Genomic DNA, 25,364 nt, shown 5'->3' with positions numbered 1-25,364 from the left:
AGGTATTGTAAACTCTTGGATTGTTTTTTCTTCGAAAACAATTATATTCAAAAAATATATGCATAAGTGTCAAATCTCAATATTTTATAGCACTCTAATCGTTGCGGTTTTATCGTTTGGCTTAATGATCTTTCTAACCCCCAGGATTAAGGAGGCAGCTATTATAAAAGCGGATCATTCATCTGAGACGGTATTTCTTCCCTTTAAATCAAATGATGCCCGCACTAACGGAATATATACCTATAAAATAACTTTGAAGAACTCGATGTTATCATCCGGGAATTATCAGATTATTCCAGATGACTGCCTCATTAGCATACATGTTAATGGAAAAGAAGTAAAACACCTTTGGGAAACGGGTAAAGGTTGCGACAGCAAGAGCGGAATAGATATCAACCTTAAACCATATCTAACACGAGATGAAAATGTCATTACGTTGGAGGTCGAGAACACTGGAGGATATATCGGGCTGCAATTTGTGGATACAACTTTCTATGGGGCATATCAGATCCTGATCCCTTTTGTTTTATGTGTTTTATCACTTATTCTTTATAGAAACGTTAGAGTAAAAGTGTGTAACTGGTTGAAAAATCTTTTTTGGAAAAAGGCTTTAAGTTCTCCCCTTTTATCATTCATCATCTTAATTCTATTTTTTTATTTTTCGGGACTTTTCATCAAAGACGGGAGCGTTTACCGTTGGTATTTTATCTGGATGACAGTCATACCGGTATTCATTACATGCTGCATTTTAATTTACCGGAAGTGCATTGACCCTAAATTTTCCGTTACTATCTTTTCGCTATGTACCTGCCTATGTTCAGCATATATCTGCTATCATCTTTATGATCAATATTCCTATGATGTTGAAGCCCATGTCCAGTATATCCAGTATATGATAGATACAGGTCACAGTCCTAACCCGGCGGGAGGCTGGCTATTCTATCACCCGTCATTTTACTACCGTGCGGTTGCTGGCTTTTGGGCAATTGCCAGCTATGGTAGGCACCTAAATTTTGAGGAATTTCTTAAGATCTCACAGGCCTTCACGCTAACGGTTTTTATTGTCTACTGCTATTTATGTATAATGACTATTAACTTGGTTTTCAGAATGCAAATGGATAGCAGGGAGCGGCAGTTAAACAACAGTCACCGATTTGCCGTTTTACTATTTCTGCTCTGGCCGGTTAATGCTATTTTCTCGGGAAGGATAGGGAATGATATCTTTTTTGACCTTTTCTATGCTATGGCCTTTTATTGGATGGTAAAATGGTGGTATTCACAAAATTTGAAAAATTACTTTTTGATCCTAATATTTTCTTCTTTAGCTGTATGGGCAAAAACAAATGGACTTATTCTGATTGGGGCATCTGCGATCCTTCTGATATGTGGTTTCTTTATCCACTATCGACGAAAACCGATTAGAGGTATTTACTACAAACAAGCATTGCTATTAACGCTTGCCATATCTGTGATTTTATGTCTATCTGTGCCCGATAAACTCATGCGTCTCAGAAGTGATCCCGACACCCCATTAATTGTTAGCAACGCGACAGGATTGGGAGATGAACTAAGGGTGGAAAATAACTTCAATGCATTTTTGACTTTCAACCCTGTAAAGTTTGTTAAGCGTCCCTACACCAGTGCCCTTAACCCAGCTCTTGGAAGGGATAATTTCTGGCATTTTCTACTTAAAACAAGTATCCTTGGCGAATTTCAGGAAACGTCAACACTTTTGAAGGTCTCGGCCAGCATGCTAAGTTTGAGCCTGTTATTGCTTATGCCGCTTTTCTTTATGGGTATTTTTTCTGCAATAAAGAATGTTAGGATCTTTTTGCCGGTAATCATTTCAGTATTGTGTTTGATCGGTTCCATGATCGTATTCAGATTAAATTATCCGTTTTCATGTTCCAATGATTTCAGGTATATTTTTCCTGCAGTGCTGCCGTTCTGTGTATTAACAGGTATGGGTGCAGGTTTCGACAGTAAAAAAAGATGGGCAAGCATTCTATCGACTGTAACTGTAATCTTATTTACCTCAATTGCTACTGCATATCAGATATTGTTAGTTTTTAAATATTGACATAGTTCCAGTAAAGTCTTACCTGTTTTTTATAGCTGAATAATGAATCGTTTCAAAACAAAGGTTTTTTACAATATCTGTCTTTTTAGTAGTCCTTATTTCTATCTGGCAGTTCTTTTATTCTACTGGTGGGTTTCGTACCTAAGTTCTGGCTATCATCATTTTGATGAGCATTTTCAGCTGTTGGAGTTTGCAGGTTATAAAAAGGGAACAGCTTTATTAAAAGACATGCCCTGGGAGTACGGGGCAAGGATCCGACCAACCTTACAGCCTTTGATCTGCTATCTGATTCTGGACATTTCTAGGCTTATAGGCATTGAGGATCCATATTTTTTAGCATTCATTTTGAGAGCTATAACAGCCACTTTAGCGATAGTCATCATCAGATATTTTATTGGATCATACACAGAAAACATGACGGTAACTTCAAGAAATACGTTGATGTTATTATCTTATTTGGTATGGTTCATGCCCTATGTAAATGTGAGATTTTCGTCTGAAACTTGGTCAGGACTTTTTTTTCTGTTGGCAATGGGGTTGGCTATCCGCGGAATGAAAAGAAATTCTTTACCGAACAATATTCTTCTCGGGATTGTGCTGGGAATTTCAATATTATTTAGGTATCAGACATCAATTATGGTGTTCGGGCTGTATTTATGGTTTCTCGTAGTGCGACAAATCCCTTTTTGTGAAGTAGTTCTGTCGCTACTCGTATTGGTAATTACGCTATTGGCCGGAGTTGGTATCGATTCTGCATTTTATGGTGACTTTCAAGTAACATTCTATAATTATGTCAATGCAAATTTGATACAGGGCATAGCTTCGCAATTTGGTACTTCACCCTGGTACGAAATACTATCTTACGTACTTTTTTCAACAGGCCCATTAGGTATATTGATAGTAATCGCCTACGTCTATTTGCTTATTTATGATCCAAGAAATGTCCTGATATGGGTAAGTTTACCTTTTCTAATAATACACGCCATTATACCACATAAAGAACTTAGGTTTTTATTTCCTCTGATCAACCTAGTCCCGGTAGTATTGCTTGACGCATGGCAGCTTCTCGGTAAACGTCTGGCTTTTGATAAGAAACTGCTCGTTGGACCAGTTTTAGTGCTGATAATTCTGAATGTAATAGCGATTTATTGTAGCTCATTACGAGGAGCCGGTAGTGCACAGGTAGCGATTGGGCAATTTATACATAAAAACTATGCTGATCAAAAGGTTAATGTGATCTGTGTAAACGGTGCAAGTCCATATTTGGGTTGGACCTGGCCTAAGGATAGTTTTTACATTCATCCAAATGTATCACAAACTGAAGTGTCATCTGTCTGGGAACCAAATGCATTCCACAGGATAAAAGGGCGTAGGAATTTATTGGTCATCAGGAGTGAAGATATTACTGGTGTCAGAACTGAGGCCCTTTTTGCAAAGAACGGTCTTAAGCTCGTTTATCAAAATTTTAGTGACTTGCAGAACCTTATCTGTAGCATTTATGATAGTAGTTTTAAAACAGATATGATTTTGGTATATGACTTTACTTACTGATAACAATAACAAAGCCTCCCTTTGATCCGCCTCGGTAATCTATTTTAGCATGATTTGAACTATTTTCTTTCCAAGGGCTGATTATTTTGTAAAATAGGAGAGGCTGTTCGGTAAAATACCTGTCTGAATAATATTCAATATTACCTATTTGATATTTTGATAGAGTGTCAGCCAGATTTTTCTTAGGCAAAAAATGTGCGGAAGTTTCTTCCTGCTTATTACCAATCAGAACCTTTACGTTGTGGTATTCACGTGTGTCCAGGTTTAAAATATAGGTTGAAATAAAGAAGCTCAGTATTACTGATATTGACAAGCTGATTAGAAAAGACTTTCTTAGTATTTTATGTTCAGCAATTTTAACAGCTAGATAAAGGGTGAGCAAGAGGTAGAAGACAAGATAATACCTGATAGAGTTATTGACTGTAAACAAATTGAATTCCGCCAGGTATGACAGTATAAAGAACGCGGGAAGGGAGGCTCGACCTTTGGACCTGATATCTTGAAAAAGAAGGTAAATTGTTGAAGAAACTATAAAACAGCTGCACGCCGTATAAAAAACCTTAAAAGCATAAGCCGGCTGATAGGCATATATGCTTGTCATCACCTTGTAATTTGAAAGAATGTCAAATAGTGCCAGACCGTGGTAGATTACGAAGCATATGCTTCCGACCGAAAGTATAATCAAGACGATAATTGGGCTAGACGGGAGGCTAAATCCGACGATGTTGTCGGGAAGTTTTTTTATGATTTTGATTTCCATCAAGAGAATAATGCCACCAGTTATTATAAGCGCTAAATACTCTATTCCAATGACAGCACCTATATACTTATTGATTAGGTAAAAAGTGAAACAGTTAACTAAATTAATGAACAGCACAGGTATTAATCCTGCGAATGCATGTTCGCCGCAATAGTTTTTCCATAAAATCAAGGCAATAAGGGTAGCTAAAGGAACGCTGGCAAAGATGATATGATTATAGACTGCCAAGAGGCTTATCACAAAATAACAGTACGTGTAAAACGCTTTTTGACCACCCTTGGTTGATGTCAGTTTCTTTAAAGTGCAGATACTGGTAGCAAGGAAAAATAAGGTAAAGGTATTTACTTCCCAGGCTATCCTTGGAGAAATGAGAAATATCGCCGATTGGGTAATAAACAAGGTGAATATAACCGCTGAATATTTGTTAATTTGGTATAATGTTCTTGTTATTAGAATTAGGCCGACTGTATTAAAGAAGATCCCCATAATTCGTAACTGAGCAATTCCAGTTCCGAAAAGTTGAAAGGAAAGATAGGTCGACAAGGGTTGCAGAATCCCTGTATAATGATTCATGCCAAATAGGCTTTGTATGCCTTTTTTAGAATAAGAATAAGCTAATATACCAGACCATGCCTCATCTCCGTGAAGGCCAGGCATTTCACCAAGTTTATAGCACCAGGCGTATAGCAATAAGCAAATACACAAAAAGATAAACAGTAATCCTGTTCTTATTATCCTGCTAAGGACATGTAGCGTTTTAATCCGGATCATTGAGAAAAAGGTAGCTTTTGCATGCATTAAATCCAATGGGTATTTGATGAATATCCTATTTCAAGCTCAACTCTTCTTCTGAGCAATTGAACAATGCTTCAAATATTTTTCTTTATTAATTGCAAATAAACCTTCGCTTGATTGTCGTTTTTATTATATACTTTAGTAATTGCTGCAATATATAAATTCATGAATAGAATTACCAAAACTATTACTCAATATCTTTTAGATACACATCACACCACTATGTTTAGTGTTCACCCTCCCATTAAAGTGTGTCATTCTATTTACTAGAAATGTAGGTATGTGTCTAAGTTCCAATTAAAAATTCATTTGTTATACGCGTAAGAAGTTTTTATTAATGCTCGAAAAACCAACTGCTATTATTATCGGTGCCGGACCTGGTGGCCTGACTGCCGGACTTGAACTACTTGAGAGATCAGATATAAACGTTATTATACTCGAATCTACGGATGAAATCGGAGGGATATCACGGACTGTGAACTATAAAGGGAACAGAATCGATATTGGTGGACATAGATTCTTTTCAAAATCTGATAGGGTTTTAAAATGGTGGTCCAAAATACTTCCTGCAGATATGGATAGCGGGTATTCAAAGGAACAAGAGCTTACTTTAACTACACAGGAGGCCTGTAGCGGCAATAAGGATAAAGTAATGCTCACAAGAAACAGGGTATCTAGAATATTTTACCAGCGCAAATTTTTCGAATATCCACTTAAGCTCAATTTTGAGGCGCTAAAAAAACTGGGGCTTAAACAGGTTGCAAAAATTGGTATCGCATATATTTCGATCCGTATGTTTCCGATAAAAGAAGAACAGTCGCTTGAGGATTTTTTGATTAATAGATTTGGCCGGGTACTATATCGGACTTTTTTCAAAGATTATACTGAAAAGGTCTGGGGGATTCCATGTCGTGATATAAAACCTGAATGGGGGGCGCAAAGAATCAAGGGGCTTTCAATTTCTAAAGCAATCAAACATTCTATCGTTCGCATGATGGAAAAGGGGCGCGATCTCGATCAAAAAAAAGTTGAAACCAGTTTAATTGAGAAGTTTTTGTATCCAAAGTTTGGACCAGGACAGTTATGGGAGGAAGTTTCAGATAGAATTATAGGCCGAGGCGGGAAAGTCCATTTTAATTCTAAAGTATCTGGAATAAAGTGGGAAACAGAAGAGCGTGTTGAGGTCACGGTGATAGATGAAGTTAATAACTGCGAAGTAAAATACACTGGCAATTTTTTGGTCTCCACTATGCCTGTAAAGGAACTGATTTTGGGAATCAAGAATAGTGTGCCGAATGATGTTCGGGATGTAGCGAATGGATTGGCATACAGGGATTTCATTACGGTTGGAGTGCTGCTCAAAACTATAAAAATCCAAAATAAAGAGGATCATCCCACCCACAGCGCCCTTAAAAATTTAATTGCTGATAATTGGATCTATATTCAGGAAAACGATGTGAAACTTGGCAGGCTTCAAATTTTTAATAATTGGAGCCCTTATATGGTAGCAAATAGTGACCAGGTGTGGCTAGGGTTAGAATATTTTTGCAATGAAGGTGATGATTTATGGTCTATGGACGAAAGTGACTTAATTGCCTTTGCAATTAATGAATTGATCAGACTTGACTTTATCAATAGGGAGGATGTTTTGGACAATACTGTAATCAAAGTAAAAAAAGCATACCCAGCATATTTTGGTACATATGATCATTTTGAATTAATTAAAGAATTTACGGACAGTTTTCCCAACATGTTTTTGGTTGGAAGAAATGGAATGCACAGATATAATAATCAAGATCATTCTATGCTTTCTGCAATGGTCGCTGTTGATAATATTTTAACAGGTCAGAAGGAAAAACACAATATTTGGAACGTCAACACTGAAAGTAATTATCACGAAAGCAAAGAAGAGTAATAACGATAGAAGTTAGGCAGGTTTCATAGCGCTGAAGGGTGCTCTTTTCAAATTCTTTGCCGATGAGGCTTTTCATTTTTAAGTTGTGATCTTCAAAAACCGCAACAAGAGTTCGTGATTGCAGAGCTTTTCCGATAAAACGATTTTTAACCGTTTCTGCAGTAACGGTTTCGTTCCCTACCGTCATTAATTGGTGAAGTTCCTGAGCTTTCGACTGTAACTTATCCAGATAAGAATTTAAAACTCTGGTATCTTCTTTTGTGCCTGAGGCTCTTCCAGCCTGTGCGTTCCAGCGATTGGGATCACATGACTTTCCTGTTGAGGTTTCTGCCCGTCTACCATTTACCGTAAACCTTAAATAGATGGTTACCGGACCGTTTTTGTAAGTGGAGCGCTTTTTTAAATAAAAAAGCAGATTCATGTTTGTTCTCATGACAAATGATTAAAGTGAAACAAAATTGTTAATTCTGTCACTTACAGTCAAGATGTTTGATGATTGAACTAGCTTATAAACAACTATTTAAGCTATAATTGGTGCGCATTGATACCGTTTAATGTGCTCACCGAATTGCTCACCTTTTTCTTGCGAAAAAATAAATAATTTGGTGTTTACAGAAAACGAAAAATACTGTAAATATTTAATTAACAGGCTTTTAGTTAGATTTAAAACTATTTTCGCGGAATGGATCAGACCGGAACTCTGGATCCTTGAATTTCTGAATGAAGAAAAAGTGGGGCTAAAAGACTGCTACAAAATTAAGGCGACCCGGAAAAGTGGGTTGGTTGAGCTGTTGTATTTTGACAAGGAAAGCAAGTTGCCGTAGCGTGACGATAAGGTTGAAGATGTAAACAAAAACAGCTTTTCAACAACAATTTACCTGAATTATAAAACGTATTCAGGCCTGACCTTCGCATCCGAAATGAAAATAGGGGACAAGGACAGTTTGCAGGCCTTGAACCTTGTTGAATTGAAGATCAATTCAGACGTAAGCGAAACAGATTTTAAACCTTAGATAATATTGGCTGAATGACTGTGCTTCCGCGCCTCCTGATTGAAGATAAGAGCGAGCCAGCCGCTTTGCCTTTTGCCTTAAAAGCTTGCTGTCGCATCCGCTGACCGTTTCCAGTAATGTTGGACGCGGATATGAGGTCGTGCAATTAAGCAGATATAAATTATAATATCCGAGGTTTCATCGCAGCGTTTAGGAAAGAAGCCGAAATCGTTCCGCTGATCCCAGAGTTGATGCTGCTGGAAGAATGGCAATCTACCCATTAGCCTCCACAAGATCGAATAATGTCATTTTTAAATGGATGCGTTAGGATGCTTATTTACAGCTGCTTTGCAGGATCTGCGGATCCATCTTGATTTTGTTGTCCAGTGCCGAAAAGTAACTTTTATAGCTGCTCATTAATAGTTTCAACGGGCAGAAATCCGCCAGATTTTTATTATACATGATCTGTATCCCTTCGGTGGAAGAGCCGAGCTGCTCCAATCCGTGCAGGGATAACAGATTCTCATTATGCGAGATGGTTATGGCGTATCCGTTTGGCCCGGTGACAGACTTCAGGCCGTCCAGGCCACTGAGGTCTTTTATTCCTTTATTCATTACAATGTCCAGCCGGCCTACTTTCTCCAGCTTTTGAAGCCCTTCCATATTTGCCAATTGGTGGTTTTCCCATATTTTCAGGTTATTATTGACCGTTTTCAGGCCGTTAAGTCCTTGAAGATCCGCAAGGGAAGTGTTATTGGTGACCTGTACATAGTTCAGTTCTGAAAGGGCGTTCAAACCGTTGAGGCTTCTCAGTGAAGCGTTCCCGTTAATATTCAGATTGCCGCACTTACTGATGTTTCTAAGTCCTTCAAGGCTAGTTAGTAAAGGGTTGCCCTGTAGGGTGATGCCGGCATACTCCAGGTCGCCAATGCCCACCTGGGTCAATCCTTCCAGTCCATTTAAATTGGTCAGGGTGCTATTTGCGCCGATAATGATTCCAGTTGTTCCTTTAAGGTTCCGCAGTGCCTTTAGGTCGTTCAGCAGCGGGTTGTTCATAATAGCGAGGCCATCATAACAATAGATCATGCTTTCAATGCCGTCAAGGCTACGCAAACTGGCGCAGTTGTCGACCCTGAATTCCCCTGCATTGGTCATTGTATAGCTGTCCAGGCCCTTGAGGTCTGTAAGTAACGGATTGCTAAGAATATAGAAATAGCCCCGGACCATTTTGAGCTTATTGAGTCCTTTAAGCGAAATGAGTCCCCGGTTGCCCTCCAGGCGAAGGCTGTTAGGGAAATTAGTACCGACCATCTCTAGGTGTTCGAGCCCGCTGAAGTCCTTCAAAAGGCTGGTTCCGCTGATTTCCATACCTCCTGTTACGAAGGCCAGGTCCTTTAATGGGCTCAGGTCACTCACCGTGCCACCGATGCGCAGGGACTGCACGCTGGTGTAATGTTTTGCGCCAAGGGCGACAAGTTGCTCCTGGGTTTTGATTTCGAAGGTCTCCAGGGTGCTTTTTCCTTCAGGGGAGTGGAATACGACTTCATTGCCATAAGCCGTTCCGGCGCTGTTGACCGCGTAAGTGCGCATATAATAAGTAGTTCCTTCAGGGACGTAGGTCACAATTACTTTCATCTGTCCTGAGGCATCGGGAGTTGCTTTAAACTTATTGAGATTTTTACTGATGGTGGCGTTTGATACCGTATCAACAACCATCCCGGATTCACTCACAGCTGATACTCCCTGGTCGAGTATCTTGCCACGGAAGGTGACCGAGAAGTTGCTCAGGTCTGAGACGCTATCAGTAAAAAGTTTAGCGAGTCCCTGAACGGTAGGAGAAGTTACAGGCAGAATTTCCGGTTCTTTTTTGCAAGACTGAATGAGTAAGGTAGACAAAACGGTTAAGAGCAAGGCAAATGCCCTAAGGAAGTGCAGGATATTATATCTCATGAGAGCGATCAATTTTAAAGCGGCTAATATAAGAATTATTTGCTGTTCTGATACGCTGTCTGGGGTAAAGCCAAAGACAATTGCCCGCATTCCGGTTTTGTCGGCTCAGCTGTTGTTGAGAAGAATAGAACAGGGTTTTATGTGGCCGATACTGGCTTGAACGCTGGCATAATAGCGGCTATCATGGAAAAAGGACGGCCAAGATAAGGGTAAACCAGTGCAGACGAATTTATAAAGGGACTGATCAGTTTGGGAAACTTGAGGTTTTTTCTGTATGGTGTATATGTTGATTATTATAAAAGCTTTTAATTCTTGTTCAAAGTGGGTATAGTGACTTATTTTTTATACCTTGTATATCGAGAGCGTTAATAATACCGGATCCTGTCTTTTGACAGGTCCGGTTTATTTTAAGGTCTACTGAAACGATTGTACCTCCAAATTTCAAAACATTTAAATCGAAAATAACTATCGTACCTGCTTATTCAGAACTTATGAACGATGCGGTCAATTGATTTGATGTATGTCGGCATGTCTGCTGGATATGGTATTAATCACGCCAATATGCCTTAACCGCAAGGGGCAGGCGTGGCGAAAGCGCCGGACTTTAGTTCCGGCCCAAAATTTTCTTGGTAATGTCTTTACATTGACAATATGCAGAGGATGATGCATATTGAAATCATGTCCCTGATTGGTTATTCAGGTTGATTGTCAGCCGCGTCTCAAAGCGGTTTCCTTTGGTCTCATATGCAAAATCATAACTGTTGGGGTAAGCATGCTCAAGCCTGGCACTGATGTTTTTTAGTCCGGTCTGTCCCCCTGTAGTTTTACCGTTCGCTGCGGCCAGGTTGCTGGTCCGGAAAAAGATTTCCCGTTCATCGGCGCGGATCTCAATATTGGCTGGGTTATCCGGATCGTTTAATATCCCATGTTTGAATAGGTTTTCGACCAGTGTCAGCAAGATGATCGGTAAGATTTCCGCTTTGCTGTTGCTGATATCCTTGGTGTAACTGAGGTTAAGCAGGTGTTCAAAACGCAGGCGGTTCAGCTTGATCAGGTTTTCCATCTGTTCAATTTCCTTGGTAAGGGCAACATAATCATTTTTGCTGTCCTCCAGTGCATATTCCATCAGGTCGGTCAGACTGGAGATGGCGAGTGCTGCATTGTCGCCATTATGCTTGGTCGAGTGTTTGATAAAGTTAAGGGTATTGAAGAGCAGGTGGGGGTTGATCTGTGCGCGCAGGAAGTCTTTTTCTGCAATGACCAGTTGATACCTAAGCCTTTCGATCTCCAAGGCCCGCAGCATCTCCAGATCCTTTTGCTCCAGGTGCCTGTTAAGATAAAAATAACCGCTGGCATACATGATGAAAAAGCTTCCCCGCCAGATGGTGATGCAAATGTATTTTAAATCGACCACCAATGGCGTTTCTCTTAGCCCTATAGTATTGAGCAGCAGGTTTGCCAGTGTTGCCGCAGCCAAGTATAAAATACATTCAAGAATCACTGCCAGGAAGAAAAGCAGGAAGCGGTTTTTATGCTTTCGGTTCAACAGGGGCATTGCCCATAATGCATGTAGGTAAAAGACCCCGATGTTGATAGGATAGAATAATACATACAGAAAAAAACTGTTGAATTTGCCAGCAATAAATCCGGCCAATACGACCTCTACAAAAATGTAGACCATCCAGCAGATCAGGTGGATCCGTAACTCGTTTTTGCTAAAATTTCGCATCTCATATAGTGGTTAGGGCATGTCATATAATAAAAATGTCCAGGCAGTCTGCCGTGGGTAAAATTGGTCAATCAATCCAATAGACCATGAAAAACACGGTAAAAAAACTTCAAAAAAGAACGGTATTCATATTCAAAAGTGTAAACAAACCGATCAGACCGGCAACAGAACCCACAACCACAAGTACAGATCCGACCACGGTACTGACCACAACGGCCAATACCAGCGCTGTCATTTAACCGCCACTGAGCATGCCCTTGCGCAGGATTTCGGTAAATGCATTTCGGTATTTTTCGCCGATCGGAAGACATTCACCGCTGGTCATAAAGGCCATATTGCCTTCAACTTTTTTCAGGTAGTTGATCGAGATCATGTGCGATTTGCCGATCCTGATGAAATCAGGATGGCGCATCAGGTCCCGCTCCAGTTGTTTCAGGCCCACATAAGTAATCTCGGTATTTTTGGTCGTGATGATCTTGATGTGGTTCAGCAGCGCCTCAAAGTATATGATCTCATTGTAGAACACCCTGATAAAACTATGCTTGGTATTACCGGTCACGAAGGCGAACTTCTTTTCGCCGTATTCTATCCGTCGGCTTTTTTCCTGTATTTCCTTTAACTGTTCCACTTTTTCGATCAACCGTTCATGGATGATGGGTTTGACCAGATATCCGGATGCGCCTTCGTGAAACGCTTCTTCCGCGTAGTTCCGGTGGGCGGTGGTATATACAAGATGGTCACAATAGACTTTCAACATCTTTGCGCCTTCAATTCCGTCGGTAACCGGCATGCTGATATCGCAGAAAACGATATCCACCGGCCCAAAATCCTGGAGATTGACGATGGCCTCGTTTATATTGTTGAAGGTCGTACGGAGATTGATCCCTGGGGTAAGTGATAAAAGTTCTCCGATTTCGGCAAGGGCATGTGGCTCATCATCGATGGCGATACTGGTAAGTTCCATAGGCAGAAAAGGTTAAGCTAGTTGCAATATCGTTATTGTCTTTTAAATCAACAAGTTGATGACTGAAATGAAGACAAAATACGCTATGTTTTTTTGGTATTTCATATAGTGGTTAACGGGTTTTATATAATAAACTCAATTTTTTACGCCTTTCAGGCATATCTTGACTTCCGAAATAATCAACTTTTAACCGATCATTTCGGCCATCGTTCTTTAAACGGATCCGATAGGATTCTTGGATACAGGAAGGGAGCTCAGGGCTCCCTTTTTTGGGCCGGGTGTATAGTCTATTCAATTATGGTCAGTAAAGAATACTTCGGGCAACTGCTCAGGGTACTGGAGCGCCTGTGCCCGTTATCAGACGGGTTTGAAAACGCATTGGAGCCCTTGGTCTGCTCCAGGCAGTTTACCGGGCCGAAGAATATCCTCAGGGAGGGTGAGGTACAGCAGCAGATCTGGTTTGTGGTCAACGGACTGGTCAGGGAGGTCAGTCTCTCGCTGGACACCGCCACAGGGAGAACATCCTGGTTTTGGTATGAGGGGGATTTTGTATTCGCCCATCCGGGTTTCTTCGCGGGGCTCCCCAGTCTGGTGGAAATAGAGGCTTATGGTGGAACAGTACTTTTGGAGTTATCGCGTGTGGACCTGGCGGTACTGATGCAGGATTTTGAGGAAGGACCGTTGCTTACCGAAACACTGCGTTACCATAACCAGGCGGCAAGGGCCGCACATATCGGGGATTTGATGAACCTGAAACATGCCGAAATGGTACGCAGATTTTATCATGGCCATAAAGCGGCATTCCTCACCGCCAGGGCAAAAGACATCGCATCCTTCCTTGGGATCAAGGACAACGGTATCCACCGTTTTAAAAAAGGGCTTTGACCAGGTATTAAAAAACACGGTATTTGTCGCCGCCTTTCTAGGCAAAAACCTTCCATAGTCAGACGCTTTAGTCGCGAGATTAGTACTGGCCTTTCCAGGGTTGGAATGGCCAGGAAAAAAAGGAACTGACCCATGACCAGAGAATCCAAAACGAAATACTTTCCTCGTGAACTGCTTATGCTGATCTCATCGCTGCTGCTGGTGCTGCTATGGGGATACGCAGGTTTTTCCAAGTTAGCGGACTACCACCGTTTCGTTCAGCAGATGCAGCTGGCACCGGTGCCGCTGATGAAACAGCTTGCGCCCGTATTGGGAATTGCTGTTCCTGTTGCCGAGCTGGCGTTGGTTGGACTGCTGTTCACGGAACGTTTCAGAAAGACAGGGCTTTGGCTTTCTTTCTTTTTGCTGCTGTCCTTTACGCTATATATTTCCCTGATGTTGCTATCAGGCCTTAGGTTGCCCTGCACCTGTGGGGGGCTGATCTCAAAACTGGGTTGGCGGCAGCACCTGTTTTTTAATGCATTTTTTATGCTGATTTCCCTGTTTCCTTTTATCTGGGGCAGGTTTTTTCCAAAGTATATTCACCGCGGAGTATATAAATAACCAATTTTTAAAACTTTAAATGTTAAACAAGATGAAAACAAACATCAAAACCGCAATTCTGGGCATTGCATTAATGGCCAGTGTTATCGGAGCATACGCTTCCGAAATCTCAAGCCTGTTTAATGGCAAAGCGACCAACACCCACAGCTGGCAGAAATACCTGCCTGATGGAACCACACCGGATGGTGATCCTGTATTGGGTGATTCTACCGGCCCTTTTGCCGAGCAGTGTGATGGTGAAAACAATATCTGCGCAATCGGCACACCTATTGTTTCAGGTCAAACAGAGCAGATCCTGCGTTATCCCAACTAGCCTTTGAAGTTAGTGCTCAAAGGTAGCCCCTGTCACTTCTGTGCAGGGGCTTTCTGTTATTTTTTTAAGTCATGGATAACTAGAACCGGATAGGGTTGGACCTGTGTCTTAAAATTCAAGCCATACTTTTTTAGTCTCCTAAAAATCATCTCTGAGGATAGTCCGGATTTTAAGATATCTGGTTCTAATGAAAAGTCTTCTTCAATGTCAAAACGCAGATCGGCAGGGTAAGCCGTATTATTGATAAAAGGATATGGTAAGCGTTCAGGAGGGAAAAGCCGGAATAAAAAGTCCAGTAACTCGGTGATCGTCGCATTGTTAACCTTTAGAATCCGATCTTTGGTGTAGTTAATTTTTAGCTTATTCTCCTTTCTTTCAGGATTTCGTTTTGGTAACTTTTGATCTGCTGTGACAACAATGCAGTTAATCCTACGCTTTTCTACACTTACTTTGAGATTGAATTGACGCTCCATGTCGTTGTAGATATAGGAAGCAAATAATGAATCCGGAACAACATAAGGAAGTGTAAGGGAGTAACAAAAGAGATTTTTCTGCTTCCATTCAGTCCGGTCGGCATATTTCTGATGTATGGTGTTCCGTACTTTTGGTTGAAAAAACCGGCTTGAGTCCGGTGTGTGGATTTCGATCATCTCAGGCCTGATTCCATGGTTATAACTACTGTATGCCCCCCAGAGTGCTCTCAATATCGGCTGATTGAACTGAAAGTAGCTTTTCATTTCGCCGCGTTGCGAGATTACCTCGCCAGAAGCGATACCTTCAATAAATGGACAAATGATGGAACGGTAGGTGAAGGTAGAATCGCCCAGATGAAATACTTCCATTGGCCGAAAATCCAGCTTATCACTTTTGGTCCTTATCTTAAAAGCACTCGGGTTTGCCCGGAAATCAAAAATATTCTTTTCAGTAATTTCCTCACCACTTGTAATGGCCCTGATGATCCCTTTGCTGTCGATCCAAATATTGTGCGGGATAGTTTTATGGGGAAACAAGTTGTTTAGAAGGCTGTCTTCTATAATTATCCTATCGCCGAGTGATCTCATATCCTCATTTGTCGGGCGTGCCATGAAATCTGTTATGGCTTTTTTGTTTTGCGAGCTGACTAATAAAAATTTGAACTGGTTTGGTTTTCTTTGATCGAAGGAGTCCATTAGCCTGATTTCTTTCAGGCAGGGGACACACCAGGTAGCCCAGAAATCAATGATCAGAGGCCCGTTCTGATAAAGATCCTTGATCATTATCTTTTTGCCCGAGTAGGTTGTGAATGCCAGATCAGGTAATTGGTCGCCGATCTTTAGAGCGGTGGTAACCTGCTGAGCGGATCCATAGGTTGAAATGGCCAGCAAAAGCAGCATAATTAGTGGTTTGATTTTAGTAACCATTGTTTTGTTTCAAATTAGGGTTGTAGATAATTTCATTATTGGGAATGGGAAAAGCTGCTGAGATACCGGTCTTCCAATTGGTTTTTATTGGGGACATTGTGGCCGCTAGTTTTCCGTCGCGTTTAAGGTCCAGGAAACGGTGTCCCCATTCACCGAACAGTTCGGTTTTGCGTTCCTTTGCAATAGCTTCCAGGCAGTCTTCCCTGCTGATGTCTGAATTTATGGGGCTAAGACCTGCCCGGGCCCTGATCAGGTTGAGGTCGGTTGTTGCGCTGCCGGTCTGGCCGAGCTGTGCTTTTGCTTCTGCGCGGATCAGGTACTGTTCGGCGAGTCTTAAGGCCATGACAAATTCGGGTTTTGTGGTGCTGGCGATGCGGTTCTTGTATTTAGCCGGGTAGGCGTATATCCGGCTTTGTCCGGAACCGGTTACGCTCGCCAGGCCTGTCCAATTATTTTTGCGCAGGTCACCGGCTTCAAAACCGGAATAAAATTCATCCCTTAAGGGGAAAACAGGGAGCGTGGCCGGAGTGGCCGGAATGAGCTGTGCCACATCGGTCAGGAATCCGTTGACCATCCATAGCTGGAGGATAGCCTCTGGGCTCCCTGCAAGGAAAACATCTTCCGCTTTGACTGCTGTTATCTGGTAAACAGGGTTTGCGATCACCTTCGAAGATGCAGTTATGGCGTCCGTCCATTCGTTGTTGTAAAGATGGACCCGGGCAAGCAGGGCCAGGCTACTGGCTTTGTTCGCCCGGACGCGGCCGGCACCCTGGTAACTGTCCGCAAGGGCGGTGCTACTTTCGGTAAGGTCACGTTTGATCTGGAGATAGACCTGACCCTTGTCTACCTGGCTGGCGCTGCGGTTGAGTTCAACATCGGTAGAAAGGATCAAGGGGATATCGTCATAACAGTTGACCAGGTAAAAGTAGGCGAATGCGCGAAGGAATTTAGCTTCGCCCGCGAACTGTTTTTTTGCGGAGGGAGATAGTCCTGCGGAACCTTCTACACCTTCGATCATCATGTTGGCCTGATAGATGACGGAATAAAGGTTGTTCCAGAGCGCATTGTTGTTGGTGTTGTTGCTCTGGAGTTTGCCATTTGCATATTCTAAATTGATCAATGCGCTGGAGGTCGTATTGTATTCATCAGCATATAGGCTGATGAATTTCATCGAGCTGTGTACAGTGCCCATGGTAAAATAGGCGCCAAGCAAAGCGGCATTGGCTGTGGTACTGTCTGCGAATACGGTGCCGCTTTCCACCTGGTTTTTGGAGGCTGGTATTTCCAGTAGTTTTTCGCAGGAAGAATTTAGGAAGGCCAGGGGCAGCAGTAAGACTGCCGTAAATTTTAGTGTTGTTTTCATAGTCGTATCATAAACTGAGTTGAAGGCCTAAGACAAAGGTTTTCAGTGGCGGGATGTTCCTGCCGGTGGTGGTCGATATTGCGCCGGATTCAGGGTCCATGACTGCGGAATCCCGGTGCCACAATGTGTACAGGTTTTGTCCTTCGGCAAAGATCCTTAAAACGCTGAGTCCCATTTTCCTGGCCTCCCTGGTGAGGAGCAGATAGGAAAGGGATATATTCTTTAACCTGAGATAGGAGGTATCAAAAATATTGGCTGAAGACTGGCCGTAGTAAAAGTCGAACTGCGTGGAAGGCGGCGGTACCGTAGCGGTGGGATTGGCTGCCGACCAGGGTTCCAGGTCAAATTCATTAAAAGTTCCGCCGCCGCCGGGGTTCCGGTTAAGGCCTCCTTTTGTACGCTGTTTGACGAACTGTAAAAACAGGCTGAATTCGAAGTTTCGGTAAGTAAGGGTATTGCCTAGTCCGCCGTAAAAGTCCGGGGCGGTTTTGCCAAGGGTGAAATTGGCATAAGGGCTAGCTGAGGCCTGTTCGTCCCGGCCTGCGTACAGCACCTTTCCTGTTGCAGGATCGATTCCCAAGGCCTGATAACCTCGGATGCGGCTGATGTCATAACCCAGTTCGTAAACTGCAGCGTAACTGGAATTATCGAAATTTTCAAAAGATTTAAGCTTATTTTTAGGGAGCGTGATGTTGAAGCTGCTTGACCAGCTTAGTTTTTTTCCTTTCATATTGGTGGAACTGATACTGAGTTCCCATCCGCTGTTCTGGATGACGGCGGGCAGGTTGGCCTGGTAGCTGCTGAAACCGGTGATCAGCGGAATGGCGTAGTTGACGAGTTGGTCGGAGCTGGTGGAAAGGTAGTAATCGGCGCTAAGGCTCAGGGCATCTCTGAAAAAGCCAAGTTCCAGGCCGATATCGATTTTGCGGGTGCTTTCCCATCTGAAATCGGAATTGCTGATCCTGCTCGGACGGATAATGGCTGTGCCCTGGTAACTGGAGGAACCGGGGCTGCTGAAGGTCGAAAGGTAGCCGTAATCCGGAATCTGGTCATTGCCGTTGGTGCCGATGCTGGCCCTTAACTTGCCAAAAGAAAGTACAGGGAATTTTTCTTTGAGCCAGTTCAGGTTGGAAAAGATCCAGCTGCCGCCGATGGAACCAAAGTTGCCGTAGCGGTTGCCCGGGCCGAAACGGGAAGAACCGTCCCGCCTTAAGGTCAGGTTTAAGATATAGCTGTCCTGTAGGTTGTAGGTAACCCTGCTGAAAAGGGAAGCATATCTGTATTGGGAGTCACTCCCGGTACTGGCAATGGTTCCGGCAGATCCGGGATTTTCCATCAGGCTTTCCAGGCTAAAGTTGCTGGCAATAACGGACATGCGTTCCGTGCTTTTGCGTTGATAGGTTCCCCCAAGCAGAATCGTGAATTTATGTTGGCCAAAAGTGATGTTGTAGTCGGCCTGTGGCTCAGTGATAAAGGACTGCGCGCTACTTTTAGTGAAGTTGGTACTGTTGGCTGTACCGGGTGGGAGCGATGAGGAAGGGGAAATAAAGGTCTGATCGTAACTGCTCCGGGTATAACCTGTATTGAGCTTAAAGCTTAAGTTGGGCAGGATCCGGTAAGCGAGTGCTGCGCTGGTAATGCTGTTATCGGTGGTGTTTTTACTGCGTGCACGGGTTTCGGCCTCGATATTCCCGGCATACCAGTTTACCGTTCCGTCTGGCATTGTTAGCGGATAATTGGGGGCGATGAGGAAACTCCGGTCAATATTGTTCACGATATTGCTGAGGTCGCTATATTGCCTGCTGAGCTGATTGGAGATCGTGATGCTGAATTTTTGGTTTTCGGAATAGTGTTGGAGCTGGGAGGATAGTCCGCCGCGGTAATAGCTGTTGTTCCCGGGCAGTACCGTTCCTTCATTCCTGAAATTTCCGTTGACCGAGAAGGTGGTGTTTCCTTTTCCGCCGGATACCCTCGTCTGGAGATCAGTGGAACTCGCGGAGCGGCCAAAGATATAGTCTACCCAGTCGGTGCCCTGCGTCTGGCTCCACTGGGTAAGGTCGGGGGCATAATTGGTAGAAGCTGGGTCGGATGAGGGGATGAGTTTATCATTGGCAAAAGCATCCCTTCGCATCTGCAGATAAGCCTGCAGATCGAGGAGTTTTGGTTTTGCGCTGACCGTGCTGATGCCCTGGCGGATGTTGAGGTCGATTTTGGTCGTTCCGGATCGTGCTTTTTTGGTGGTAATCAGGACTACGCCGTTTGCACCCCTGCTGCCATAGATAGAGGTGGCATCTGCATCTTTGAGCACACTGATGTTTTCGATATCGGCGGGGTTGAGGTTATTCAAGGGGCTCAGGGCACCTGCGATATTGATCACGTCGGTATTTCCTTTGCCAATGGGCGTGCCATCATAGGGTACGCCGTCAACAATGTAAAGGGGATCGGTACCGGCGACCATGGATCCTTTACCCCTGATCTGTACATTGATGTTTCCACCTGGCAGGCCGTTGGTGGTCTGGATGAAAACGCCGGGCATTCTGCCGGAGAGTGTGGAAAGGATATTGGTGACGGGCTGTTCTTCGATCTGTTTGGCGCCGATAGAAGAGATTGATCCGGTGTTGAGCCTTCTGGTGGTTGTGCCGTATCCGATGACCTGGATGTCATCGAAAGAACCCGTTTTTTCCTGCATGTTGATTTCCAGGTTTTTTAGGTTTCCGCCAAAGCTGATTTCCTGGCTTTGATATCCGGTGTAGGTAATGAGCAGGATGCCGGTGGCTGTTTTTGCGCTTAGCGTGAAAGTGCCGTTCTGTGAAGACTGGACAGAAGTGCTTGAATTTTTGATGCTGATGGTGGCGCCTGGCAGGGCTTTGCCGTCCTTTGCCGTGACGACGCGTCCACTGATCTGGGTGGTGTTCTGGGCGCTTAACCGGAATATTGGGCAAAGCGCGGCCAGTACAATAAATATTATTGTTTTTTTCATGTGGTTTGGGTTAGTTGTTGGTTTACTACTGTTTGCTAAAAAGCCAGGACGGGGGCCATGTTTGAAATAATCATTAACCGATGAACGTGGCGGTCCCGCCTGGTCTATGGGGACTATTTAGTATGTTATGTTTTGTAGTTTAATTTTTTGGTTTGGTGATTGGTTTTGGGTGATGTTTTGTTTGTTAGGCATAGGTCTGCCCGTCCGGTACATTATTAAAGCACCTGTTGCAAGCGGAGGGGCAGAACTATGCCGAAGCTAGATGGGGTTTTTGGGCTTGAGGGCGTAAAGCCGGTCAAAGGGGTAGAAGGGATGGGGTTTTGGGGGGTGGAAAGGAAAAAACAGGGCAATACCGTTCATCAGTGGGAGTGATGTAGGGTGGGTTGCCTGATTGTTTTTTCTTTTCATGCTCGTATGGTTGATACGAGTCTTGCCTTGTTCCACATTTATAATAGATGTGGGACTACAGACCATGATTACAGTAAAGTTTCTGAGGCCTTAAGTGACATGGAATTACAGCAGTCCCACATCTATTTCGATGTACAAAGATATACATCTACACATAGATATGGGTATTAATCTGCTGTCTTGTGTCACGGCCTCAGAATTTGTAATCACAAGACTCTTATTACTACCTGTTTATTAGAATCAAATTTAATTAAAAGGAGACAATAAAACAAATATTTCGTTAATAATGTCGCCTACTTTTTATTTCATTTTGCTAGGTTATGCAATACCTGGAAAATAAAAGTAATTTTAATGTTGGCAAAAACCTTAGGTCTTTACTTGAGCAAACGGACATCACAATCTCAGGTTTTTCCCATGCAACTGGAATATCTCTAAATCATGCAAGAGTAATTATGAATGGTAAAGCGTCGATCACAATTAAGACGGCTGAAAATATAGCAGCTTTATTTTCAATTGAGGCGGGTAGGTTATTTTTAGATGAAATTATCAAACTTAAGGAACCAAGGTCTATTCCTGCAATAGTGAAGTTCTATCAAGAAAATGTACGTAACGAAAAATTTTTTGTTCAAAAGGCATTGGAGAACAGTGTTACTATGATACTAAAAAATGATTTGATACCAAGCCCACTTTTTGATACCTGGGTAAGAGCAAAGGAGATCATTACTTACGTAGGTGAAGACAAAAAATACTCTGCATATAAAGCTATTTTTAACAGTAAAGCAGTATCAAAGGCCCTAGGTAGAATTTATATGAATACAGATTTGTTGGATAGAGACGATTTAAGAGGAAATAGAAGAGTATTTCAATACAAACGAAAATTATAATCTCAAAGTGATACCTTTAACTAAGGATCTCATATAGCGCACGAGATATCATATGGGATTGATTAATAAGTGTAATTGCTTAAAGTTCTCATTTCGAAATATGATTCCCTGGATTTTAAAAGATGTTACCTGATATGTAAATTAGATAATTGTAAATTTTTCCACCTGAACTATAGCAGGGCTTTTCCTAGATGTTCTTTGCAATGATTTTCAATTTTCCAGTTGGTTAACCGCTCTATAGATTGCTTAGTTGTTTTATCAAAAGGGATATTTGCCCAAACAACCTCTAAAACCTTTGCCATTGGTGGTGAAACTTTTTCGTATGAATTTCTGCTATATTTTAGAAAGTATAGTGCATCTTTAAAATATTTATTGTCTAGTAAGATTTGCGAGATCCAATGCGAAGCGTACCCAATATTTAGAATTGAATTTGTATCACTTTGCTCTTTCAATAATAATTTAAGAGAAACATAATAGCAAAATAATGCATCATCAGACAGACCAATATATTCAAGGCACTTCCCAATATTCCCATAAAAATGACCGCTAAATTCGAAGTTTATCTTTTCTCTGTTCAAAACATCCTCAATTTTCTCGTTCTGTAAGAAATGTTCCAGCGCTTTTTTTATATTCTTTTCCACCTTAGAATCTCTTAAACCTAGGGCTAGATTATGCCTTAAACTATAACTATCCTGTAAACTTGACTCGTCAAGTAAATAAGCGCCCTCCTCAGCTATAGCTATTGCCTCCTCATGTAATCCTTGATACCACAAAGTGTAGGATTTCATTCCGCAATAAGATAAATAATTTGAACTTTTTCCAGGGATTAGTTTTAAATATTTTTTTAAAGTAGCATCACAGTCTACATATTTCCCTAAATGTACTTGAGTTCTTGTAAACCCTAATAATTGAGTATGAAAGTAGGGATATTCTTTGCTAATTGCTTCATTCCAGTCCAAGGTATTATACAATATCTCAGAAACACGCAGATATTCTTCCGTAAATCCGGAAGTAAGGATGGCATAACTCACTTCTTCCAACGAAATCAAGGCGGAAATAAAATCATTCTTGTTTATTTGTAGCTCAATTTTTGAAGTCCAATTTTGAAATTCGCCAATCGTCAAGTTTGAGTTAAGCTTAGGCTTTAATATGTAAATAAACTTATCATAGTACTGAACAAATAAGGTTATGAATTTTGCACGTTCATTCTTTGGGTACTTTGTCAAAATAAATTCTTTAACTAGTGGATGCAGCTCGATCTCACCATCGCTAAGGGTTTCAACAAGATTCAAGTTTTTTAAAACTCGCAATGCCTTTGTAAATTGGTTATTATTTAGCTCACTATCTAGAATGGTTTTTAGGCTATCCTCTCTTTCCGGCTTAACAGTTTCAGCAATTCCACGAATTAAAGTTTTTTGTTTATCGTTTAGTGATATCCAAACTTCATTCAAAATCTTTTCTGATAGAATTGCAGAAAAATTATCTTCATCAAAAGCTGATTTTTTCTCAATCTGTTGTATAAAATAATTCACGATTTCTATTCCTCGCAAAGCCTGCCCCGCAATTAGATTCAACCATAAAGGGTGTCCTTTAGTTATCTTATGAGCCCTCTGACTTAAATTTTTTAGTTCTGTAGGATTTATAGAAATTTTAAAATATATAAAAAGTTCTTCAGTTTCCTCTTCAGACAAACCAGTTAGAGAAATTTGATAGAAATTCACACTTGCCTCTCTAATGAATGGCCGGCATGTGAAAATAAATTTAGAGTTATGATTTTTTGAAAGAATATTTTCAAAAAAATACCCAAGACTACCCGTCGGTTTGAAAGTCTCCAAATCAATATAACTGTCAACATTATCAAAAACAAAAACAATTTTTCGCTCCCCTAAAAAGTGAAAGAATACGTCCACTAATTCGTTTGACTTTAGGTTTTCGAGAATCGGAGGAGAGTCTTTGTTGGCAAGCCTTTTAATCATGGAAAACAACTTTGTCTGAAACCGATTAGTTTCCTCTTTGAAATCTCTCCAATCTCCAAATTCGTATACCTTTGAGTTGAAGTAATTTCGAAGAAAATGTGCTGCCAAAGCTGATTTTCCCTGTCCGCCTATGCCGGTGATAAAAACAACCTTGAAATTATCATTTCCGATGTTTATAATTTCCTTTCCTCTACCTACCCAAAACTTATTTACTGGTGGAGAGTCAAACTCAGAACTTTGAGTAAATTCAACAATAGAAATATCTTCTCGCTCCTCTAGTCTTTGCTGAATCACTTCCATTTCTTTTTTTTGGCTCGCCCTAATTTGAACTAATTGATCAAGGAAATTTTCCAGATCATTAAAATCATCTAACTCAATTGGTGTAACTTTTTTAGGCCATGCTTTATTTTTTTGAGTAGTAATAATAAAATGCTCAGGATTAAAACCAGAATATAGATTGTTTATGTAGTTGAACACATAATTAATATAGGGGTCGTTTAAGCTGAAACCTAAAAACAAAATAGACTTGTCAGATATTATTTTTTTAAGCTCAAAGGTGGATGATTTTTCGTCGTTGGAATAAAGATTGTCATAGCCAGAAGGAAAGAGTATGCATTTATCCGGTTCATGTATATCGCCATGAATTTTAAAAATGTACTTTTCAAATTCCGAAAGCTTTGCTACCTTATAAGTATTAGTATATATAATTTTCTCAAAGGTTGGTAACGCTTTTTCAAGTAGGCCATCATAATTTGTTGTAAGTATTTTGTCGGCGATTTCACCAATCTTGTTATGTATTAAAGTTGGTTGACAAGCTTCAAAATTTTTCATTTCTTTGAAGAAAACCTCAATAGCACTTTCTTTGAGATATTCAAGTTTCCCCAATATTTCTATAGCACTAAAAAGTTCATCTTTCAATGCACCTTTATATTTCTCAGCTTTGGGTTCTTTCGATCCCAATCCATCGAGGATTTTTTCAAGGAGTGTATTCCAATTTGGTAAACCTGCATGCATTGAAATACCAGCTCCAACAAAAATTACCAAATTATTTTGTTGAATTTTTTTCTGTAAATGTTCAGGAATTGAGAGTGTCATCTAATATTGATAAGCGTTATTAAATTGAAGTTGTAAATTACATTAATTAAGTTTAGATACACAAAAAACGGTGAATTAATTCTGCTAATCTTCGCAGATCAATTATTTTTTCTGCTCATCAATATTTCAGATAGAAATAAAAATAATAATTTTATTGAGTCTTAGCAGTGTTCAAAGTGACTAACCTTGAATCAATCTTCATTTGCTAATGGCAGTTGGAATCTTTCATTTTCGAAGGTCATCTTGTACCACTCCTAAAACCGCCATGGTTTTATGGTGAATGTTCGATATAGGGTCTTGTACTGAAAGAAAGAAGGAAGGAATTGGTGTTCAGGAGTCTGAGGTGGCCGGATCTCAGACGTTTGAACATGGAATCCCGGTTTGCTGTAATCATTAAAAGGGTGTTGAACGGTGTGGTTTATTCCCTGCCGCCAAATAATAATAGATATGCATTCTGTATCCCAAATACGGTTATAGCGTAGAGCGGTATCCCGCAGAATTAGAGGGGTAAGTGGTAATTTTTATGGATGTTTTAGCTTCAGGGACGAGGAGATGATATAAGGCATTTATTATCAAAAGCTGGTCAATCTTGCTGTTTACAGATTGACCAGCTTTTTTTGTGTTGTTTGGAGAGTGTAAAATAAGTTGTGTTATACGTTAGTAATTTTAGCTTTTGATACTGTTTATTTTACACTCTCGAAAGCATTGTTTATTACTTTAT

General features: G+C 41.3%; 17 protein-coding genes. 8 read left to right on the top strand and 9 right to left on the bottom strand.

The window, feature by feature from the left end:
* Window positions 1-58 precede the first annotated feature (58 nt).
* Together FHT21_RS10995 and FHT21_RS10990 are read left to right on the top strand one after the other, a co-directional pair.
* Window positions 59-2,080, top strand: a complete 2,022-nt coding sequence (locus FHT21_RS10995) for a hypothetical protein (RefSeq protein WP_167294711.1) — start codon at window positions 59-61, stop codon at window positions 2,078-2,080.
* A gap of 42 nt (window positions 2,081-2,122) precedes the next feature.
* A complete protein-coding gene (locus tag FHT21_RS10990; RefSeq protein ID WP_167294710.1) occupies window positions 2,123-3,631 on the top strand; it encodes a hypothetical protein in 1,509 nt (502 codons plus the stop codon).
* Here FHT21_RS10990 and FHT21_RS10985 read toward each other — a convergent pair.
* The gene (locus FHT21_RS10985; RefSeq protein WP_167294709.1) at window positions 3,621-5,048 is read right to left on the bottom strand and encodes a hypothetical protein; all 1,428 of its coding nucleotides are present in this window, start codon (window positions 5,046-5,048) and stop codon (window positions 3,621-3,623) included. The genes FHT21_RS10990 and FHT21_RS10985 overlap by 11 nt on opposite strands.
* A 475-nt stretch (window positions 5,049-5,523) precedes the next feature.
* Here FHT21_RS10985 and FHT21_RS10980 point away from each other — a divergent pair, with 475 nt between their 5' ends.
* On the top strand, window positions 5,524-7,101 hold the full coding sequence (locus tag FHT21_RS10980) for an NAD(P)/FAD-dependent oxidoreductase (RefSeq protein ID WP_167294708.1): 1,578 nt from the start codon (window positions 5,524-5,526) through the stop codon (window positions 7,099-7,101).
* Here the strand turns inward: FHT21_RS10980 and FHT21_RS10975 are convergent.
* From FHT21_RS10975 to FHT21_RS10965, 3 genes are all read right to left on the bottom strand, one after another.
* Window positions 7,061-7,522, bottom strand: coding sequence for an Arm DNA-binding domain-containing protein (locus FHT21_RS10975; RefSeq protein ID WP_243853964.1), 462 nt, complete (start codon window positions 7,520-7,522; stop codon window positions 7,061-7,063). The genes FHT21_RS10980 and FHT21_RS10975 overlap by 41 nt on opposite strands.
* Before the next feature lie 904 nt (window positions 7,523-8,426).
* The gene (locus FHT21_RS10970) at window positions 8,427-10,043 is read right to left on the bottom strand and encodes a hypothetical protein (RefSeq protein WP_167294707.1); all 1,617 of its coding nucleotides are present in this window, start codon (window positions 10,041-10,043) and stop codon (window positions 8,427-8,429) included.
* A 676-nt stretch (window positions 10,044-10,719) separates the two neighbouring features.
* Window positions 10,720-11,772: a histidine kinase gene (locus FHT21_RS10965; protein WP_167294706.1), complete on the bottom strand. Its 1,053-nt coding sequence runs from the start codon at window positions 11,770-11,772 to the stop codon at window positions 10,720-10,722.
* Between the two features lie 86 nt (window positions 11,773-11,858).
* Between FHT21_RS10965 and FHT21_RS10960 the strand changes: the two genes are divergently transcribed.
* A complete protein-coding gene (locus FHT21_RS10960) occupies window positions 11,859-12,011 on the top strand; it encodes a hypothetical protein (RefSeq protein ID WP_167294705.1) in 153 nt (50 codons plus the stop codon).
* On the opposite strand, the gene FHT21_RS10955 is transcribed toward FHT21_RS10960, so the two are convergent.
* The gene (locus tag FHT21_RS10955; RefSeq protein WP_167294704.1) at window positions 12,008-12,736 is read right to left on the bottom strand and encodes a LytTR family DNA-binding domain-containing protein; all 729 of its coding nucleotides are present in this window, start codon (window positions 12,734-12,736) and stop codon (window positions 12,008-12,010) included. The two genes, FHT21_RS10960 and FHT21_RS10955, sit on opposite strands and share 4 nt — an antisense overlap.
* A 297-nt stretch (window positions 12,737-13,033) precedes the next feature.
* Between FHT21_RS10955 and FHT21_RS10950 the strand changes: the two genes are divergently transcribed.
* From FHT21_RS10950 to FHT21_RS10940, 3 genes are all read left to right on the top strand, one after another.
* The gene (locus FHT21_RS10950) at window positions 13,034-13,621 is read left to right on the top strand and encodes a Crp/Fnr family transcriptional regulator (protein WP_167294703.1); all 588 of its coding nucleotides are present in this window, start codon (window positions 13,034-13,036) and stop codon (window positions 13,619-13,621) included.
* A 132-nt stretch (window positions 13,622-13,753) separates the two neighbouring features.
* Complete coding sequence (locus tag FHT21_RS10945) at window positions 13,754-14,224, top strand: MauE/DoxX family redox-associated membrane protein (protein ID WP_167294702.1); 471 nt, start codon at window positions 13,754-13,756, stop codon at window positions 14,222-14,224.
* A gap of 31 nt (window positions 14,225-14,255) precedes the next feature.
* Complete coding sequence (locus tag FHT21_RS10940; protein WP_167294701.1) at window positions 14,256-14,537, top strand: hypothetical protein; 282 nt, start codon at window positions 14,256-14,258, stop codon at window positions 14,535-14,537.
* Between the two features lie 56 nt (window positions 14,538-14,593).
* Here FHT21_RS10940 and FHT21_RS10935 read toward each other — a convergent pair whose 3' ends face one another.
* Genes FHT21_RS10935 through FHT21_RS10925 form a run of 3 tightly spaced genes read right to left on the bottom strand, consistent with a single transcriptional unit; the run spans window position 14,594 to window position 20,280 of the window.
* On the bottom strand, window positions 14,594-15,937 hold the full coding sequence (locus FHT21_RS10935; RefSeq protein WP_167294700.1) for a TlpA disulfide reductase family protein: 1,344 nt from the start codon (window positions 15,935-15,937) through the stop codon (window positions 14,594-14,596).
* Window positions 15,927-17,300: a RagB/SusD family nutrient uptake outer membrane protein gene (locus FHT21_RS10930; RefSeq protein WP_167294699.1), complete on the bottom strand. Its 1,374-nt coding sequence runs from the start codon at window positions 17,298-17,300 to the stop codon at window positions 15,927-15,929. Before FHT21_RS10930 ends, FHT21_RS10935 begins: the two co-directional genes overlap by 11 nt.
* A gap of 7 nt (window positions 17,301-17,307) precedes the next feature.
* Entirely contained in the window at window positions 17,308-20,280 is a 2,973-nt protein-coding gene (locus tag FHT21_RS10925) for a SusC/RagA family TonB-linked outer membrane protein (protein ID WP_167294698.1), read from the bottom strand.
* A 728-nt stretch (window positions 20,281-21,008) separates the two neighbouring features.
* On the opposite strand from FHT21_RS10925, the gene FHT21_RS10920 reads away from it, so the two are divergent.
* Window positions 21,009-21,572 carry a helix-turn-helix transcriptional regulator gene (locus FHT21_RS10920; protein WP_167294697.1) on the top strand — a complete coding sequence of 188 codons (564 nt, stop codon included), beginning with the start codon at window positions 21,009-21,011 and terminating at the stop codon, window positions 21,570-21,572.
* 170 nt (window positions 21,573-21,742) lie between these two features.
* Here the strand turns inward: FHT21_RS10920 and FHT21_RS10915 are convergent, their stop codons facing one another.
* Window positions 21,743-24,643: an SIR2 family protein gene (locus FHT21_RS10915; protein WP_167294696.1), complete on the bottom strand. Its 2,901-nt coding sequence runs from the start codon at window positions 24,641-24,643 to the stop codon at window positions 21,743-21,745.
* Between the last annotated feature and the right edge of the window lie 721 nt (window positions 24,644-25,364).

The organism is Pedobacter sp. SG908 (assembly GCF_011759615.1).
Lineage (GTDB): Bacteria > Bacteroidota > Bacteroidia > Sphingobacteriales > Sphingobacteriaceae > Pedobacter > Pedobacter riviphilus.
The sequence above is the reverse complement of the archived record's forward strand: the minus strand, read 5'-3'. Positions and strand labels throughout refer to the sequence as shown.